General features: G+C 46.4%; 9 protein-coding genes and 4 pseudogenes. 5 read left to right on the top strand and 8 right to left on the bottom strand.

Going from position 1 to position 15,966, the window contains the following annotated elements:
- Positions 1-50: 50 nt before the first annotated feature.
- From kdsB to UA76_RS12295, 5 genes and pseudogenes are all read right to left on the bottom strand, one after another.
- Positions 51-809, bottom strand: a complete 759-nt coding sequence (kdsB, locus tag UA76_RS12315) for a 3-deoxy-manno-octulosonate cytidylyltransferase (protein ID WP_047046528.1) — start codon at positions 807-809, stop codon at positions 51-53.
- A complete protein-coding gene (locus UA76_RS12310) occupies positions 809-988 on the bottom strand; it encodes a Trm112 family protein (protein WP_047046524.1) in 180 nt (59 codons plus the stop codon). The genes kdsB and UA76_RS12310 overlap by 1 nt, the downstream gene beginning before the upstream one ends.
- A complete protein-coding gene (lpxK, locus tag UA76_RS12305; protein WP_047046520.1) occupies positions 969-1,976 on the bottom strand; it encodes a tetraacyldisaccharide 4'-kinase in 1,008 nt (335 codons plus the stop codon). Before lpxK ends, UA76_RS12310 begins: the two co-directional genes overlap by 20 nt.
- A 6-nt stretch (positions 1,977-1,982) precedes the next feature.
- Positions 1,983-3,729, bottom strand: a pseudogene (gene msbA, locus UA76_RS12300) (lipid A ABC transporter ATP-binding protein/permease MsbA).
- Between the two features lie 37 nt (positions 3,730-3,766).
- Complete coding sequence (locus UA76_RS12295) at positions 3,767-6,007, bottom strand: DNA internalization-related competence protein ComEC/Rec2 (protein ID WP_084705510.1); 2,241 nt, start codon at positions 6,005-6,007, stop codon at positions 3,767-3,769.
- Positions 6,008-6,015: 8 nt separating this feature from the next.
- Between UA76_RS12295 and UA76_RS12290 the strand changes: the two are divergent.
- Positions 6,016-6,524: pseudogene (locus tag UA76_RS12290) on the top strand (DUF2062 domain-containing protein).
- 228 nt (positions 6,525-6,752) lie between these two features.
- On the opposite strand, the gene lolE reads toward UA76_RS12290, so the two are convergent.
- The 3 genes and pseudogenes from lolE to lolC form a co-directional block, all read right to left on the bottom strand.
- The gene (gene lolE / locus UA76_RS12285) at positions 6,753-7,997 is read right to left on the bottom strand and encodes a lipoprotein-releasing ABC transporter permease subunit LolE (RefSeq protein WP_047046516.1); all 1,245 of its coding nucleotides are present in this window, start codon (positions 7,995-7,997) and stop codon (positions 6,753-6,755) included.
- Positions 7,997-8,683 carry a lipoprotein-releasing ABC transporter ATP-binding protein LolD gene (lolD, locus tag UA76_RS12280; protein WP_047046513.1) on the bottom strand — a complete coding sequence of 229 codons (687 nt, stop codon included), beginning with the start codon at positions 8,681-8,683 and terminating at the stop codon, positions 7,997-7,999. Before lolD ends, lolE begins: the two co-directional genes overlap by 1 nt.
- Positions 8,676-9,881: pseudogene (gene lolC, locus UA76_RS12275) on the bottom strand (lipoprotein-releasing ABC transporter permease subunit LolC). The gene lolD and the pseudogene lolC overlap by 8 nt, the downstream one beginning before the upstream one ends.
- 178 nt (positions 9,882-10,059) lie before the next feature.
- On the opposite strand from lolC, the gene UA76_RS12270 reads away from it, so the two are divergent.
- The 4 genes and pseudogenes from UA76_RS12270 to UA76_RS12255 all read left to right on the top strand — a co-directional run bounded on the left by UA76_RS12270 (position 10,060) and on the right by UA76_RS12255 (position 15,813).
- Positions 10,060-10,626, top strand: coding sequence for a hypothetical protein (locus UA76_RS12270; protein WP_047046510.1), 567 nt, complete (start codon positions 10,060-10,062; stop codon positions 10,624-10,626).
- Positions 10,627-10,637: 11 nt separating this feature from the next.
- Entirely contained in the window at positions 10,638-14,099 is a 3,462-nt protein-coding gene (gene mfd, locus UA76_RS12265; protein WP_047046507.1) for a transcription-repair coupling factor, read from the top strand.
- 45 nt (positions 14,100-14,144) lie between these two features.
- Positions 14,145-14,921, top strand: coding sequence for a peptidoglycan binding protein CsiV (locus tag UA76_RS12260; RefSeq protein ID WP_047046503.1), 777 nt, complete (start codon positions 14,145-14,147; stop codon positions 14,919-14,921).
- Positions 14,922-15,274: 353 nt separating this feature from the next.
- A pseudogene (locus UA76_RS12255) lies at positions 15,275-15,813 on the top strand (GNAT family N-acetyltransferase).
- Positions 15,814-15,966 lie beyond the last annotated feature (153 nt).

The raw sequence follows: 15,966 nt of genomic DNA, 5'->3' as shown, positions 1-15,966 counted from the left end.
AAGAGACAGCCCATGATGAGCCTTTTTCAATTGCTTAAGACACGAGTCGATTAGTGGCCTAAGATCTTACGAACCACTTCAAGGTCTTCTGGGGTATCCACGCCTGCTGCCGGCGCTTCTTTAGCGACTTCAACATGGATCTTTTCGCCATACCAAAGAACACGTAGTTGTTCTAGGCACTCAATTTTCTCGAGTGCGGAAGGCGCCCAATTAATGTAAGTGTTGATAAAACCCGCGCGATAGGCGTAGATACCGATGTGTCTTTGTAGCGGCTGAACAACAGTGTTGTTGCCATTACCTTGACGAGAAAAGTTATCTCGGTCCCAAGGTATGGTTGCGCGGCTGAAGTACATTGCATAACCCTCTTTATCCGTCACGACCTTCACGACATTAGGGTTAAACACTTCCGCTTCGTCTTCAAACTCAACCGATAACGTAGCCATTGGCGCGGAGCTGTTCGCAAGGTTAGTCGCCACTTGTTGAATGATGCTTGGTGGGATCAAAGGTTCGTCACCTTGCACATTAACAACGATGTGGTCGCTTGGGATTTGCATCAAATCCACAACTTCAGCTAAGCGTTCAGTACCTGACTCATGGTTTGGCGAGGTCATACAAACTTGGCCACCAAATGCTTTCACTGCCTGCTCAACACGCTCATCATCTGTGGCAATGATTACTCGGTCAGCACCTGCTTGCAGTGACTGCTCGTAAACCCATTGAATCATTGGCTTCCCAGCAATGTCCGCCAACGGCTTGCCCGGTAAGCGAGTCGATTGATAGCGAGCCGGTATAACAACCGTAAAAGACATTATCGACCCTCATCCATAGACATTGCGCGTGCTTCTGGTTCGATTAGAACAGGGATGCCGTCTTTGATTGGAAACGCTAAGCGATCAATTTTACAAATAAGCTCTTGGCTATCTTTGTCGTACGTTAGCTTATTCTTACACACTGGGCATGCCACAATTTCAAGTAGACGATGATCCATATTCTTCCATTACCTTTTTAATTCTATTGAGTAACTGCTGAGTATCACTTTCTGAAAACGTCGCAGTGACAGGCAAATACCACCAATTGGCTTGAGCAAACTGGTGACACTTAACTGCATCTTTTTCTGTCATTATAAGATGAGAACCTTGCTGAGCAAGCTGTTCTAATTCATTTTGATGGTAGGCTTGATGGTCTGCAAAGGCTTTTGTGTAAACAGGCTTTGCTCCCATGGTTTCTAGCGTTTTAAAAAATCGCGGAGGATGACCAATACCCGCAAATGCGACAAGCGAATCGAGCTCAGACAGCAGGGTCTTTTCGCCATTATGGAGATTAACAGGGTCTGATGGAGTCAAAGACATCGCCATCTCGCCTTCCTGCGCTTCTCCGCCATTAGTAATAATAAAATCGACGCTGTCTAACCGAGAAACGGGCTCTCTAAGTGGGCCTAACGGTAACATCTGCTGATTGCCAAATCGGCGTTGACCATCGACGACAACGATTTCAATATCCCTCTGCAGAGGGTAATGCTGTAACCCATCGTCGGTTATAATGATATCCACGCCTTTGGCTTCTAAAGCTCTTATCGCTGCTGGTCGTTTCGGGTCTACCGCAACAAGCGCACCAGTGCGACGGTGAATCAAGCTGGGTTCGTCGCCGCTGTAATCGGTTGGAGTCTCATTCGTCACAACCAGAGGATAAGACGGCGCTTTACCGCCATATCCGCGTGAAACTACTCCAGGGTTGTATCCCAATGCCTGAAGCTGTTCCACCAACCAAATAACAACCGGTGTTTTACCATTTCCGCCTGCGGTAATATTTCCAACGACGATAACAGGCACAGATGCTCTGTAAGAGGTCTTTTTGCCCGCTAAATAGCCCGCTTTGCGTTTACGTGCGATATGAGCAAATACTAAGCTCAATGGCCACAAAAGTGGCCACATCAGATATTTGAGCGGATGGTTGTTAAACCAGATCTTCTCAATCACTTGGATTTACTCGCCAAATTGGATGCGATGAAGTTGAGCATAAGCACCATTTTCAGCTAATAGCTCTGCATGGTTACCACGTTCAATAACTTCACCCTCATCGACCACTAGAATTTCATCGGCTTCTTCAATGGTCGACAGACGGTGCGCAATAACAAGAACCGTCTTGTCTTTTTGAAGCTCATCTAACGCCGCCTGAATCGCCTTTTCAGATTCAGTATCTAGTGCAGAAGTGGCTTCATCCAAAATCAGCACAGGTGCATCACGAAGCAATGCACGTGCGATAGCAATACGCTGACGTTGGCCACCAGACAAGCTTGCTCCATTCTCACCGATCACGGTGTCTAGGCCGTCATCCATCTCATTAATGAAGTCCATTGCGTAGGCAAGCTGTGCGGCATGCTCAATTTGCTCACGGGTGTACTCTTCTTGCGCCGCATAAGCAATATTGTTGGCAATCGTGTCGTTGAATAAGTGCACGTTTTGAGAAACCAAGGCAAAGTGAGAACGCAAATTCTTGAGCTTGTAGTCACGAATGTCATGACCATCAAGCTCAATGTTTCCGCTATCAACATCGTAGAAACGAGTAAACAGGTTAGCAATAGTACTCTTACCTGACCCTGAACGCCCCACAAGGCTATCGTCTTACCTTGCGGCAATGAGAAACTCACATTGGACAGCGCCGGCTTTTCTTTGCTTGATAGGTGAAAGTGACATCTTTTACTTCGATGTCGCCTTTTGCTTTATCGGTTTCAAATTTGCCATTGTCTTGCTCAGTTTCGAGATCAATCAAGGCAAACAACGTTTGACTCGCCGCCATACCGCGTTGGAAGTCAGAAGTGACGTTGGTGATGGCTTTTAGAGGGCGCATCAAACCAAACATTGCAGAGAATACAACGGTAAACGTACCGGGAGTCAGTTCCGCTCGAATAGACTCTACGCTCGCCAGTAATAGAACCGCGACAAGTGCTACCGAAGCAACCAACTGAATAACTGGGTTTGCAATCGCTTGAGCGGCTGCCAGTTTCATCGACTGACGACGCATGTGATTACTCACATCATCAAATCGCTCTGTCTCGACCTTTTGACCACCGTAGCTCAACACCACTTTATGGCCTTTTAGCATCTGCTCCGCTGACGAGGTAACATGCCCCATCGTCGTCTGCATATTCTTAGAGATCTTACGAAAACGCTTGGAAATAATACCGATGCCCCACGCCACCACTGGCGCAACCACAATCAGAACTAACGACAGTTGCCAGCTGCTGTAAAACATCAGCGCCAGCAAGCCAATAATACTCGCACCTTCACGAACAATACTGACTAAGGCACGGCTAGTCGCTCCGGCAACTTGCTCGGTGTCGTAAGTAATTCGGGAAAGCAGACCACCCGTAGACTCTTTGTCGAAAAATGGCACTGGCATGTGCATAAACTGATTAAAGATCTTTCGGCGCATCAGCATTACGACGTTACCGGATACCCAGCTCAAGCAGTAGCTTGATACGAAGCCGCTTAAACCCCGTAGCGCGATCATGCCAAAGATAATAAATGGAAGAACTCGAAGAAAGTTCGATTCTGCGTCACCAAAGCCTTCATCAAGAAGAGGCTTTAGCAGAGAAATCATATAAGTTTCAGAAACAGCATTAACGATAAGAGCGATAACAGCAACAACCAAACCAGCCTTGTATAAACGGATGTAGGTCCAAAGGCGCTTAAAGGTTTGCCAAGTTGTTTCATCATGTTGTTGTGACATATAAGTGCTTTTATTTTCTTACAATATTCTCATCATTCTACTCCCTTACGTAGCATCTGCCTATACCAAGCTCCTTCGATTCTACTCGCGCCGTCTCGAACTCTATGTTGCTTGGAGAAAACTTAACCGAAATGAGTCCATTCTGGCCAGTATCTAACCAAGAAACACCTTGCTCAAGATATGTCTGCACGACATCTGGGTTTGGTAATCGCCATCGTCCTCCATACTCAGTAGAAGCAATGGCCCATGTCGGAGAGACTGATTCGATGAACGTAGCATTTGATGATGTATCGCTCCCGTGATGAGGAACGAGTAACACATCCGCTTTAAGATCTTCGAGGCTCCTCTGAACCAGAAGCCACTCAACGAGACTAGGGATATCGCCCGTGAGTAGCACTGTATGACCTTCGCCATCCTTAATTGAGATAACACAAGATTGGGGATTGTAAGTCCTCGCTACCTGTTTAGGAGGCCACAAAACGTGAAAACTTAAGCTCTGCCATTGCCACTTAGAACCTCTTAGACAACCCTTGTCTGGTTCCAGAGCTTGACTGCTTTTCTCCCACCTCGGTGGAATCAAGCGATAAGCGTCTTCCCGTCCACCAGCATGATCCAAATCATCATGGCTGATAATCAGTCCATCGAGCTCATCAATGCCATTTCGATTGAGGCTTGGCGCAATCACAGATTCAACATAACTGCCCTGTTCCCAGCGATTGCCGGTATCGTAAAGAACCGCCTTTTGGTTGGATTCGATAAGCACCGCGAGGCCATGTCCAACATCAAACACATCCATTTTCCACTCGTACTCAGGCTTGCCCGTCAGCCTCGACAAGGAAAGTACCATCAGAAAACAACACATCAGAATTCGCCCATACCGACTGAGTAATCGATACAAGACAACCGCAATTGCACAGTAGATCAATACCCAAGTTTCTCCCAAGCTGAGCGACCACCAAGAATGGGTGGAATACTCTATGGTGCGAAGCATGGGCAGCATCAGAAAGTCACACAACTGCCATATATAATGACTTGATGACGCATCGAGAGCCGTCGCTATCAAAGCAACAAAAACAATAGGCACGATCAAGCTAACCCAAGGCACAAAAACTAGGTTGTATACGATCGCGGAAAGACTCACCCCATTGAAGAAATAGGCGATAAGCGGCAGCGTCATAACTGTGATAGCGATTTGAGCAACGAGTAGGCGCGAAAATAAGGACTGGCGAGATTGGGTCGTCACAACAAAAAATACGATGCACACCGAAAGAAAAGAGAGCCAGAAACTCACCGACACAACCGCAAAAGGGTCGAGTAGCAAGATAACACTGAGAACGATCAACGCTCGTTGCCAAAATGCTAAATGCAAGTTCACCCATAAAAGGGCTGCACTGACACAACACATAATCAGAGCTCTTTGCGTCGGGATAGAAAAACCCGCTAGCCACGCATAGATACTCGCGACAATCACTCCCGTTAGAAATGGAGCTAACATCAGCCTAGAGTCAACCCGATAAATCAAAGCGCCTACTGCGTGCCCAAATAGATAAGCAATACCAATATGCAATCCTGAAATCGCGACTAAGTGGCTCAAACCACTAGACTTAAGCTGTTCCCATTGCGGGTGAGTAATATGGGAACGGTCGCCAAATCCCAACGCCATTAACAAACTAAAACTATTTAGCTGCTGCAAGTGTTCATTTGCTCTGTTATAAAGTGCCTGACGAAAAGAGGAACCGCTGTCTACTCGCCATGAATGCTTGGTGTTAACCGTTGCTTTCGCCACCCAACCTTGACCAAGAAAATACTTTTCTTGATCAAAACCCGTTAGATTTAGCCTTCCCCTGACTGGGTTTAAGGTGACGCGAGCCGTTATTTGATCGCCAATAGACAGCAAAATCGGGCTATTTAGTCTAATGTAACCTTGAGCGAATGCGGGCAAAGTTTGACCATTGATTGATCGAGCTAAAATAGTTCCCTGATAGCCTCTACTATTTTGCTGAAAAAAGCTGTTTACTTCCGCAGTTATGGTAATATCGCGACCGTCTTGGAAAAGATGTGTTGTCTGTCGCATTAGGCTCTGTCCATGTAAGACGACGACGGTGATGGCAAGGGAAGCTCCAGCGAATAAATGGTAACGCCTATACTTAATGCAGCCAATGACTACGACAAGTAGGGGGATGCATACAGTCAAACTCGGTATGGCGCGCCAATACGGTGAGCTAGCAACCACCAAAGCAAACGATGTAAGTAACCGATAGTTTAGAAAGAGAACCATAATTCCCTATGCCAAGAAAGTTTATAAAACGTTTCATGCCTAACCACGACGTCATCAAACGTCAAAAGGCATTAAAGGTTTTTGGTAATGTGCTGTACAACCCAAACTTGTGGTGTTTAAACCGACGCTCCGCTGCGGGCGCTTTTGCTGTTGGCTTGTTTATGGCTTTTGTGCCGCTGCCAAGCCAAATGATCATGTCGGCGGGTGTGGCGATTGTTTGCGGTGTAAACCTCCCTCTATCGGTGGCACTTGTTTGGATTAGTAACCCAATCACCATGCCATTACTCTTCTATTTCGCATACAAAGTTGGTGCGATGGTAATGCATGTTCCCCCACAGCCTTTTCACTTCGAACTTTCTTGGGAATTTATTCTGCAGCAAATGCACACCATTGGCCCTCCATTCCTACTCGGTTGCCTAATCTGTGGAATTTTGGCAGCATGGCAGGTTACTTTGGGATCAGAGGGCTATGGCGCTATTCGGTTGTAAGAAGTTGGCAAAAACGTCGCTTGAGATAATTGCTATCAGGTAAGTGCAATAAGTTAGCCATCTGCCGCCGCAAAAAATAGACGTGCAGCGTTAGGTTTCAATTGAGGCGAGCATTCTTTTGAGAAATGATGTAACGCACAAATGAAAAAGGACCGATACGGTCCTTTTTTTGTGAGTTCAAGTTGAAAGTTCTGATTCGACATTCGACTTGTGATTTTCGACAAGACAGCCTGTTCGGCTAAACTCCCAATAGCAAACTATTTAGAACTTAATACCGTCGCCGGATTTAACTTACTCGCACGCTTAGCTGGGTACCAAGTCGCTAGAAGACTCAAAATAACCGCCGTCAGCGACACTAATATCACATCCTGCCAAATCACTTGTGAAGGCAAAAAATCCACAAAATAGATATCACCTGACAAGAATTGATGGCCAATCGCTCTCTCGATCTGACTTATAATTTGGGTAAGGTTCAACGCTACCACCACACCAAACACACTGCCGATTAAACTGCCTGACACACCAGAAAACACGCCCTGCCAAACAAAGATACGTTTAATCAAACCATCGTTAGCGCCCATCGTTCTCAGAATCGCAATCTCTGCTGCTCGGTCTTTTACCGCCATCATCAGCGTAGAAACAATGTTAAAAGTCGCCACACCAATCACTAGCACCATCACCAAGTAAATGATGGTTCTAACCAGCTGAATGTCCCGATGCAGGTAACCAAACTTCTGCTGCCAACTTCTGACATAAAGGGGCACATCGATGGTTCGCCCAGCTTGGTAAACCACCTCTGTCGCTTTAAAGACATCGCTGACTTTCAAAGACAAGCCTGATACCTCATCGCCAAGACGAGCATACTGCTGAGCATCTTCTAGCGGTATCAAGGCAAGGTTATGGTCTATCTGCCCATTCAGGGTCAAAAGTCCTGCGACTTTAACTCTGACTCTGCGCGGTGCCTGAACTCGAGTTGTTCCATTGTTATCCGGGATCATCAAGGTGAGATAGTCCCCTCGCTCAAGACCTAGCTGATTTGCAACCCCACTGCCTAAAATGACCTGTTGCTCGCCTGCAGCGAACCCTTCCCATGCATCTTGCTCAATAAAGTTAGTGATAGAGGATACTTGCGACTCCAACTCAGGCTCAATACCCCTAACTTCGATTGCTTTCAGGTTTTGCCCCTTCTCCGCCAATGCAGTAAAACGAACAAACGGGGCGACCGCCTCAATTTGATCGTTTTTTAGCGCTGTGGCTGACATTGTTTGCCAGTCACTGATGCTGCCGCGCATACCTTCAAACTCACCATGTGAAACGACAGAGAGCACGCGGTTTTTCAACTCGCGTTCAAACCCATTCATCGCGGATAAGCCAATGATGATTACGGCTACGCCTACTGCGATGCCGATAGTTGAAGACAAAGAGATAAACGAAACCATTTTGTTTCGTTTTTTAGCGCGGCTGAATCGGCCGCCGATAAAAAGCGCTAATGAAGAAAACACTATTGCTCTCCTACATTAACCAATAAGCCATCTTGCATGTGAAGTTGACGATCCATCTTAGCCGCAAGTTCACCATCGTGAGTGACCACCAAAAATGCCGTCCCAGACTCTCTATTCAACTCACGCATTAAATCGTAAATAGAAAGCGCGGTTTTATGATCGAGGTTACCGGTTGGCTCATCAGCCAAAACGAGCGCAGGTTTATTCACCAGTGCACGTGCAATCGCCACTCGTTGACGTTCACCACCAGACAATTCTGACGGTCGATGATCGATTCGATGGGCAAGACCAACTCGCTCTAGTAAATTTTTTGCTTCTTGCTTCGCCTTTGAAGCGCTTTGACCACCAATCAACAGCGGCATTGCGACATTCTCGAGTGCGGAGAAGTCACTCAATAAGTGATGAAACTGATAAACAAAGCCCAAGTGTTGATTACGGATCTTCGCTTGCTTGTTGGAGCTCAACTCCGTCAAGTTCTGCCCCTCAAATGTCACATGGCCTTCGGTGGCATCATCCAAAGCACCAAGAATATGAAGCAGAGTACTTTTACCTGAACCAGAGGTACCAATGATGGAAGCTAGCTCCCCTTTTTGGATCTCGAAACTCACCCCTTTGAGAACCTGAGTATCAAGGCTACCCTCAACATAGGTTTTACAAACATTGTGACATTGTAGAAGGTTACTCATACCTAAGGGCCTCAGCAGGTTTAACAGAAGATGCACGTAAAGAAGGGAACAAGGTTGCCAGCAGCTTAAACATATCGCGCCAATAACAACCGTTATGATTTGAGCGTAGTTAATATCTACAGGGAGGCTGCCGCCGACAGAAAACAGCGCAACGCCCATGCTATCGAGCAAGTTGTTCAGGTTTAACGCCAGAGCCACTCCAAGAGCACCACCAGCTATCGAGCCTAAAATTCCGCTACTCGCACCTTGTACCATGAAAATAGCTAAGATTTGCCCGTCGCTCATTCCCTGAGTTTTTAAAATGGCGATTTCAGACTGTTTCTCCATCACCACCATAATCAAGGCCGAGATAATATTGAATGCCGCTACACCCACGATCAACCCAAGCATTAAGCCCATCATGTTCTTTTCCATTTTAACGGCCTGGAACAGTTCACCCCTTTCCGCTCGCCAGTCACTCCAATGCCAGTTGCTTGGTCGTTCAATATCTTGAAGCTCACTCACGATAAAAGGGTCATCAAAAAACAGTCGCCAGCCCGTCGCTGTATCCTTTGGCAGGCGCATTAAGCGAGATGCGTCAGAGATATGGGTCACCATCAATAGGCCATCGACATCCGAGCCAGTATTGTAGATTCCTGCAACGATAAAGTTACGTTGGCTAGGAATACGCCCTAGCGGAGTGAACTGACTGGCGCTGGTCACCATTAAACGAACTTTATCACCTAAAGTGACATTAAGCTTTCGAGCAAGCGAATGGCCAATGAATACCGAATACTCGCTAGGCTGAAGCGATGATAAGCGGCCGGCAATCAAATAATCCCCAATGGGGTCATTACCGCTTGGTTCGATACCAATCATTAAACCTGCCGTTAACTGAGAGCTGCTTTGAATAATGGCTTCACTGCGCACGATAGGCTCAGACTCTCGGATGGAACCATAGGAAGAAAGAAATTCTGGCGCGCTTGGCTGATGGACGTCTTTCCATCATCAAATGAGACAACAGCTTGAGGAAGAACTCCGAGAATGCGACCTTTTAACTGGCTTCAAAGCCATTCATGACTGAGAGCACCGTCACCAAGGACATAACGCCAATGGTAATGCCTGCTGTCGACATATAAGAAACAAATCGGCTGAACTTATCGCCGGAACGCCCTCTTAAGTAGCGCAATCCGATAAAGGCCGAAATTGGGTGAAACATAGTCTTTGCCTAGAGTTAAATGTCGCGAATGATTAATGCACCTAACTCTACCGATTAACGTTAAAGTGTTGTAGCCCTAATTTGCTAAATAAGCGTCAAAATGTGTGATTAACAAGGACATACCTTGATTAGTTGCCAACTATGACGATAATCAGATTAACAAGTAAGGGAAAACTGTATGACAGATCAAGAGTATTTTACCGTCCATCACACGATGACAGCCAACATAGAACCCCTTGGTAAAGCGTTTTCGCTACCATCTAGAGAGCTATTTGAAGGTGAAATCCCTGCTCCCTTTATTGTCGCCAGCGAGTTCAGTCAGTTAGATCACCTAAATGAAAATGCACGACTCGAACTGAAAAATAGCGATTTTAAGCACGTCGTACAGCTACTCGACAACCAAAATTCAAAACTCAATCTGCTGCTTACCTTTATGCTATCGCAGCAGGACGACCCGAAATATCGATTTCAGACAACCTCTTTTGGCGCCAGCCAATTTACTTACCGTTCATCTGAATCTGTTGGGCTTGAGTCGTACGCGAGAGTTAAACTATTTTTGGAACACCCGGCAGCAGCCATATACTGCTATGCCAAGGTGACCGATTGCCAAGCAGACGAAGAAAATTATTTGGTCACATTACACTACGAACTGATCCGTGAGCCCGACCAAGACCTATTGATTAAAGCGGCGCTTCATCAGCAACAAAAACTACTGCGCCAACGCTCTTTAAATCGAGACCGATAAAAACCAAAACAATGACAACATCTTCACTTCTTACTCTGGTTGAACCTAAAGGTGCCGGAGACAAAAAATATATTGGTAACTTGCAAGGTGCAAGCTTAGCACTGGCCATTGCCGAGTTGGCAAACAAGCACTCAAGCCACACTCTTCTAGCGGTGCCTGATCCTCAAACTGCGCTTAAACTGCAGCACGAGATTGAACAGTTCAGCCAAGAAGAAGTCGCACTTTTCCCAGACTGGGAAACCTTGCCTTACGATAGCTTCTCTCCTCATCAAGAGATCATTTCAGATCGTATTGCACGTTTGTATCAGTTACCAACGCAAACGAGCGGCATAACCATTGTTCCTGTCAGCACATTGCTTCAACGCCAGTCTCCAAGAGATTATTTGCTACAGCACACGTTAATGGTCAAAACGGGCGATAGCTTCTCGATGGAGAAGCTGAGAATTCAGCTAGAGAACTCGGGCTATCGACACGTTGATCAAGTATTTGGCCCAGGTGAATACGCAAGCCGCGGCTCAATTCTTGATTTGTACCCGATGGGTAGCAATGCTCCATATCGCATCGACTTTTTCGATGATGAGATTGATACTATTCGTACCTTTGATCCAGAGAACCAGCGCTCAATTGAAGATATGGATCAGATCCGTCTTCTTCCTGCGCATGAGTTCCCAACCACAGAACTTGCAATCGAAAATTTCCGTATCCGCTGGCGTCAACGATTTGAAGCTCGACGTGAACCGGAATCTGTTTATGCGCAGGTATCAAAAGGCACGTGGCCAGCGGGTATTGAATATTGGCAACCGCTGTTTTTTGAACATACGGAAACGCTCTTTGATTACATCGCAGATGACAGCTTATTACTGACAGTTGGTGATATCGAAGCATCCGTTGACTCTTTTCTTAATGACGTGGATTACCGTTTCGACCAAAGAAAAGTTGACCCGATGCGTCCTTTACTACCGCCTGAAGAGTTATGGCTGAAAAAGGATGAGCTGTTTGCATCGTTTAAAGAGATGCCGCAAGTCTCACTATCCGCCGATGCTATCGTGGAGAAAGCGGGACGTATTAACTCACTGGTTGAATCGCTTCCGAAGCTTGCCGCCCAACATCAAAACAAAGAGCCACTTGCGGATCTACGTCGATTCTGTGAAAGCTTCCAAGGCAAAGTCGTTTTTTCTGTTGAATCGGAAGGCCGACGCGAGGCACTCCTCGAACTACTGCAAGGTATCAAGCTGCGACCATCACCTGTTGATGGTTTTGCAAATGCACTCAGCAGCCAAGAGAAGTTTACGCTTGTTCTAGGCTCCTCTGAACATGGCTTTATCGATGCAAAACAGAACGTCGCACTGATTTGTGAAAGTGATCTGCTTGGTGACCGCGTTGTTCAGCGTCGCAAGAAAGATCGTAAGCACACCAACAGCGATGCGGTTATTCGCAACCTTGCAGAACTGCAACCCGGCCAGCCTGTGGTACATATCGACCACGGTATTGGACGTTATATCGGCTTACAAACCCTCGAAGCCGGCGGTATGACAACCGAATATGTCACACTCGAGTATCAAAACGATGCCAAGCTTTACGTTCCCGTCGCCTCTTTGAATCTCATAAGCCGCTACTCTGGCGGCGCAGAAGAGTCTGCGCCTCTACACAAACTGGGAGGAGAGGCTTGGGCTAAAGCCAGACGCCGCGCTGCAGAGAAAGTACGCGATGTTGCCGCAGAGCTGCTCGATGTTTACGCAAAACGTGAGCTTAAACCTGGCTACAAATTCGATCTAGATAGAGGCCAATACGCAACCTTTAAATCAGGTTTCCCTTTTGAAGAGACCGATGACCAGTCCACAGCCATCAATGCGGTACTTTCGGACATGTGCCAAGCCAAAGCGATGGACCGTTTGGTCTGTGGTGATGTAGGCTTTGGTAAAACCGAAGTCGCAATGCGCGCCGCGTTCGTTTGTACCGACAACAGTAAGCAGGTAGCGGTTTTAGTTCCAACTACCCTGCTCGCTCAGCAGCATTTCGAAAACTTTAGAGATCGTTTTGCCAACTTACCAATTCGCGTCGAAGTTCTCTCTCGCTTTAAATCCGCCAAAGAACAGAAAGCCATTTTACAGGATGTGGCTGATGGTAAAGTCGATATCGTTGTGGGCACTCACAAGCTGCTTTCTAGCGACATTCAGTTTAAAGATCTTGGCTTGCTCATAGTGGATGAGGAGCATCGATTCGGCGTAAGGCAAAAAGAGAAAGTCAAAGCGATGCGTGCCGATGTCGACATCCTGACATTAACTGCAACGCCAATTCCGCGTACGCTCAACATGGCGATGAGCGGGATGCGTGATCTTTCCATCATTGCAACGCCGCCTGCAAGGCGACTCGCGATCAAGACCTTTGTTCGCCAAAGTGATGATGCCGTGGTTCGAGAAGCGGTACTGCGTGAAATCATGCGTGGTGGTCAGGTTTACTTCCTGCACAACCAAGTCGAAACCATTGAGAAAGTGGCTGCCGATTTGGAGAAACTCATACCAGAAGCTCGAGTAACCGTCGCTCATGGTCAAATGCGTGAAAGAGAGCTTGAGCGCATTATGAACGACTTCTATCACCAGAGATTCAATCTACTGGTGTGTACCACCATCATTGAAACGGGTATCGACGTTCCAACTGCCAATACCATCATCATGGACAGAGCCGATAATCTTGGCCTCGCGCAGTTACACCAATTGCGTGGTCGTGTAGGTCGCTCTCATCACCAAGCTTATGCCTACTTGCTCACACCGCATCCTAAAGCCATGACTAAAGATGCGATTAAGCGTCTAGATGCCATTGCATCCTTAGAAGACTTGGGCGCAGGCTTTACGCTAGCGACGCACGATCTAGAAATTCGTGGTGCTGGTGAGCTACTTGGTGATGAGCAAAGTGGTCAAATTCAATCGGTTGGCTTCACTCTCTATATGGAGATGCTAGAGCAAGCCGTTGAAGCTCTCAAAGAGGGCAAAGAGCCTTCGCTAGATGATCTACTGCGTGAACAGACCGAAGTGGAAATGCGCTTACCGGCGCTATTGCCAGACGACTACATTCCTGACATCAACACTCGCCTATCGATGTACAAGCAAATTGCGAGTGTCACTAGCAGCGATGAACTGTCTGAACTTAAAGTCGAACTGATCGATCGCTTTGGTATTTTGCCAGATGCGACCAAAAATCTGCTCTCTATTTCTGAGCTGAAAATCGATGCGGCCCAAATCAAGGTTAAGAAGATTGAAGCGCAAGAGAAAGGCGGTTACATTGAGTTCTATCCTGATGCTGACATTAACCCGGCGTATTTAGTTAAACTATTGCAATCTCAACCTCAAAAATTCGCAATGGAAGGCCCAACGAAGTTTAAGTTTACGGTACCATTAGCCGACAGAAGGAAGAGAATTCAATTTGTGGCAGATATGCTCGGCGAATTCAAACAAAATACATTACCTAAAGGGTAATCACTAATTACAAAAGGGAGAGAACCTCCCTGCTATGGAGTCACAATGAAAAAATTGATCCCACTGCTACTATTTTTTGTCTCTTTGCCATCGATGGCACAAAGACAATTCGATATAGAAGTGATCATTTTTAAACGCGCAGTTGATGCAGAGCAAACCTCTGAATCATGGCCAAATACGCAACCAGAAATCAGTATGGAACGCGTTGGTCAATTTTCTGATGCCAGTTACCGAGATAAGAAAGGCGTGACTATGCTGCCGTTCGAAGAATACGAACTCGGCGATCAAGTTGCTTCCCTTAAAAAACACGCAGGCTTTAACGTGTTAATGCACACGGCATGGCGTCAGGGTGACCAAGGCCGCTTTGGTGCGCCAATCTTCCACATTCAAGCAGGTAAAGACTACTCCGAAAACTTCAACCCAGATGGCACAGAACGTAGCTTAGAAGATGCACCGCAGGCACTCGACGGTATTGTAGAAGAGAGTATCCCTTCTCCTTTGTACGAACTTGATGGCAAGCTGCAAATTTATGTAGAACACTACTTATACGCAGACACTACGTTGGATCTTAAATCGCCAAGCGTGCGCAAAGTCATAATGGAAGACGCACCTATCGATCTAGAATCAAACGTGGAGGATGTAACTGAAGAGAGCAATGTTCAGCTAGGTCATTTGGAAGATGTCACCCCTAGCGTTGAAATTGAACGATTCCTGAAAAGCTACCGTATGGACCAGAAGCGTCGCATGCGAAGCACGGAAACGCACTTCCTAGATCACCCGTTAATGGGAATGATCATCCAGGTACGTCGCGTCGCACAGTAGTCTGCAAGTTACAAAACCATAGCGATAACGCCCTCATGAGAGGGCGTTTTAATATATGCTTTCCAATATACCCAAGTGACTTCAAGATGCAGGGTTCAGAGCGTGGTCACTGATTCAAGTGCAAGGCAAATGACGCAGTGGAATAACGAGTTCTTTCCAAGTCATTTAACGCAGCAATTGAATCAGTGAATCGCTCCCGAAGGGCAAGTCTGCCTAGCTCGCATACTTTGTTAACGATTCTCAATTTAGAACCACTAGATTGTCGAGTCGTTGCCGCGTATGCAAACTAGGCAACTCTTGCTGAACCACACATATTGAGGTTACTTGGGTATATAGTAGTATGGAGGCTATCAATGAGTCCAAGCTTTGAAATTTTCACCCAAAGGTTACACCTGCGGCTAATACAACCCGACTACGCTGATGAGCTATCAACGACAGTATCGCAATCTAAAAGTTTGCATCAATGGATAGACTGGTGTGAACCTTCGTTTACGCACAAGGATGCCGAACAGTTCATCTTGGCAACACGGCTAAATTGGGTAAAAGGGACGGCTTATGGTTTTGGTGTTTTTCGAAAATCAGATGACAAGCTGATTGGCATGGTTGCCATTAATGAGCTGTACCATACATTCAATATGGCCAGTTTAGGCTATTGGGTTAGCGATGCGTATCAAGGTGAAGGCTACGCTAAAGAAGCATTTAACGCGTTAGTAGAGTTTTGCTTTTCTAAGCTTAACTTAACTCGCTTAGAAGTTGTCTGCGATCCAGATAACCAGCCTAGCCTAAAGCTAGCGACAGCTTGCGGCGCCGAATACGAAGTCACTGCAAAAATCGCTATCTGTTTAACCGAAAACCCCGAACAGGAATGGTCTTTTCTATTATCCCTGAATAACCACCCACCTTGTAAGTCGCGGGTCAAAAATAGCGACTTGAAAAACGCCCCATAAAAAAAGAGCTCCGAAGAGCTCTTTTTATTAGGGCGTGTTGATCTTTCGAGATGATTTTTGCAGCGCTTTGTGGGAAATTTATACAAGACAGAGGCTTT

Source organism: Vibrio mexicanus (assembly GCF_001012815.1).
Lineage (GTDB): Bacteria > Pseudomonadota > Gammaproteobacteria > Enterobacterales > Vibrionaceae > Vibrio > Vibrio mexicanus.
This window is presented reverse-complemented; position numbering and strand designations above follow the sequence as displayed.

Bases quoted from the DNA above. Each gene is read 5' to 3' on its own strand.
- UA76_RS12270 (WP_047046510.1), top strand. From the start codon at position 10,060: ATGACAGATCAAGAGTATTTTACCGTCCATCACACGATGACAGCCAAC.
- kdsB (WP_047046528.1), bottom strand. From the start codon at position 809: ATGTCTTTTACGGTTGTTATACCGGCTCGCTATCAATCGACTCGCTTA.
- UA76_RS12310 (WP_047046524.1), bottom strand. From the start codon at position 988: ATGGATCATCGTCTACTTGAAATTGTGGCATGCCCAGTGTGTAAGAAT.
- lolD (WP_047046513.1), bottom strand. From the start codon at position 8,683: ATGAGTAACCTTCTACAATGTCACAATGTTTGTAAAACCTATGTTGAG.
- UA76_RS12295 (WP_084705510.1), bottom strand. From the start codon at position 6,007: ATGGTTCTCTTTCTAAACTATCGGTTACTTACATCGTTTGCTTTGGTG.
- mfd (WP_047046507.1), top strand. From the start codon at position 10,638: ATGACAACATCTTCACTTCTTACTCTGGTTGAACCTAAAGGTGCCGGA.
- UA76_RS12260 (WP_047046503.1), top strand. From the start codon at position 14,145: ATGAAAAAATTGATCCCACTGCTACTATTTTTTGTCTCTTTGCCATCG.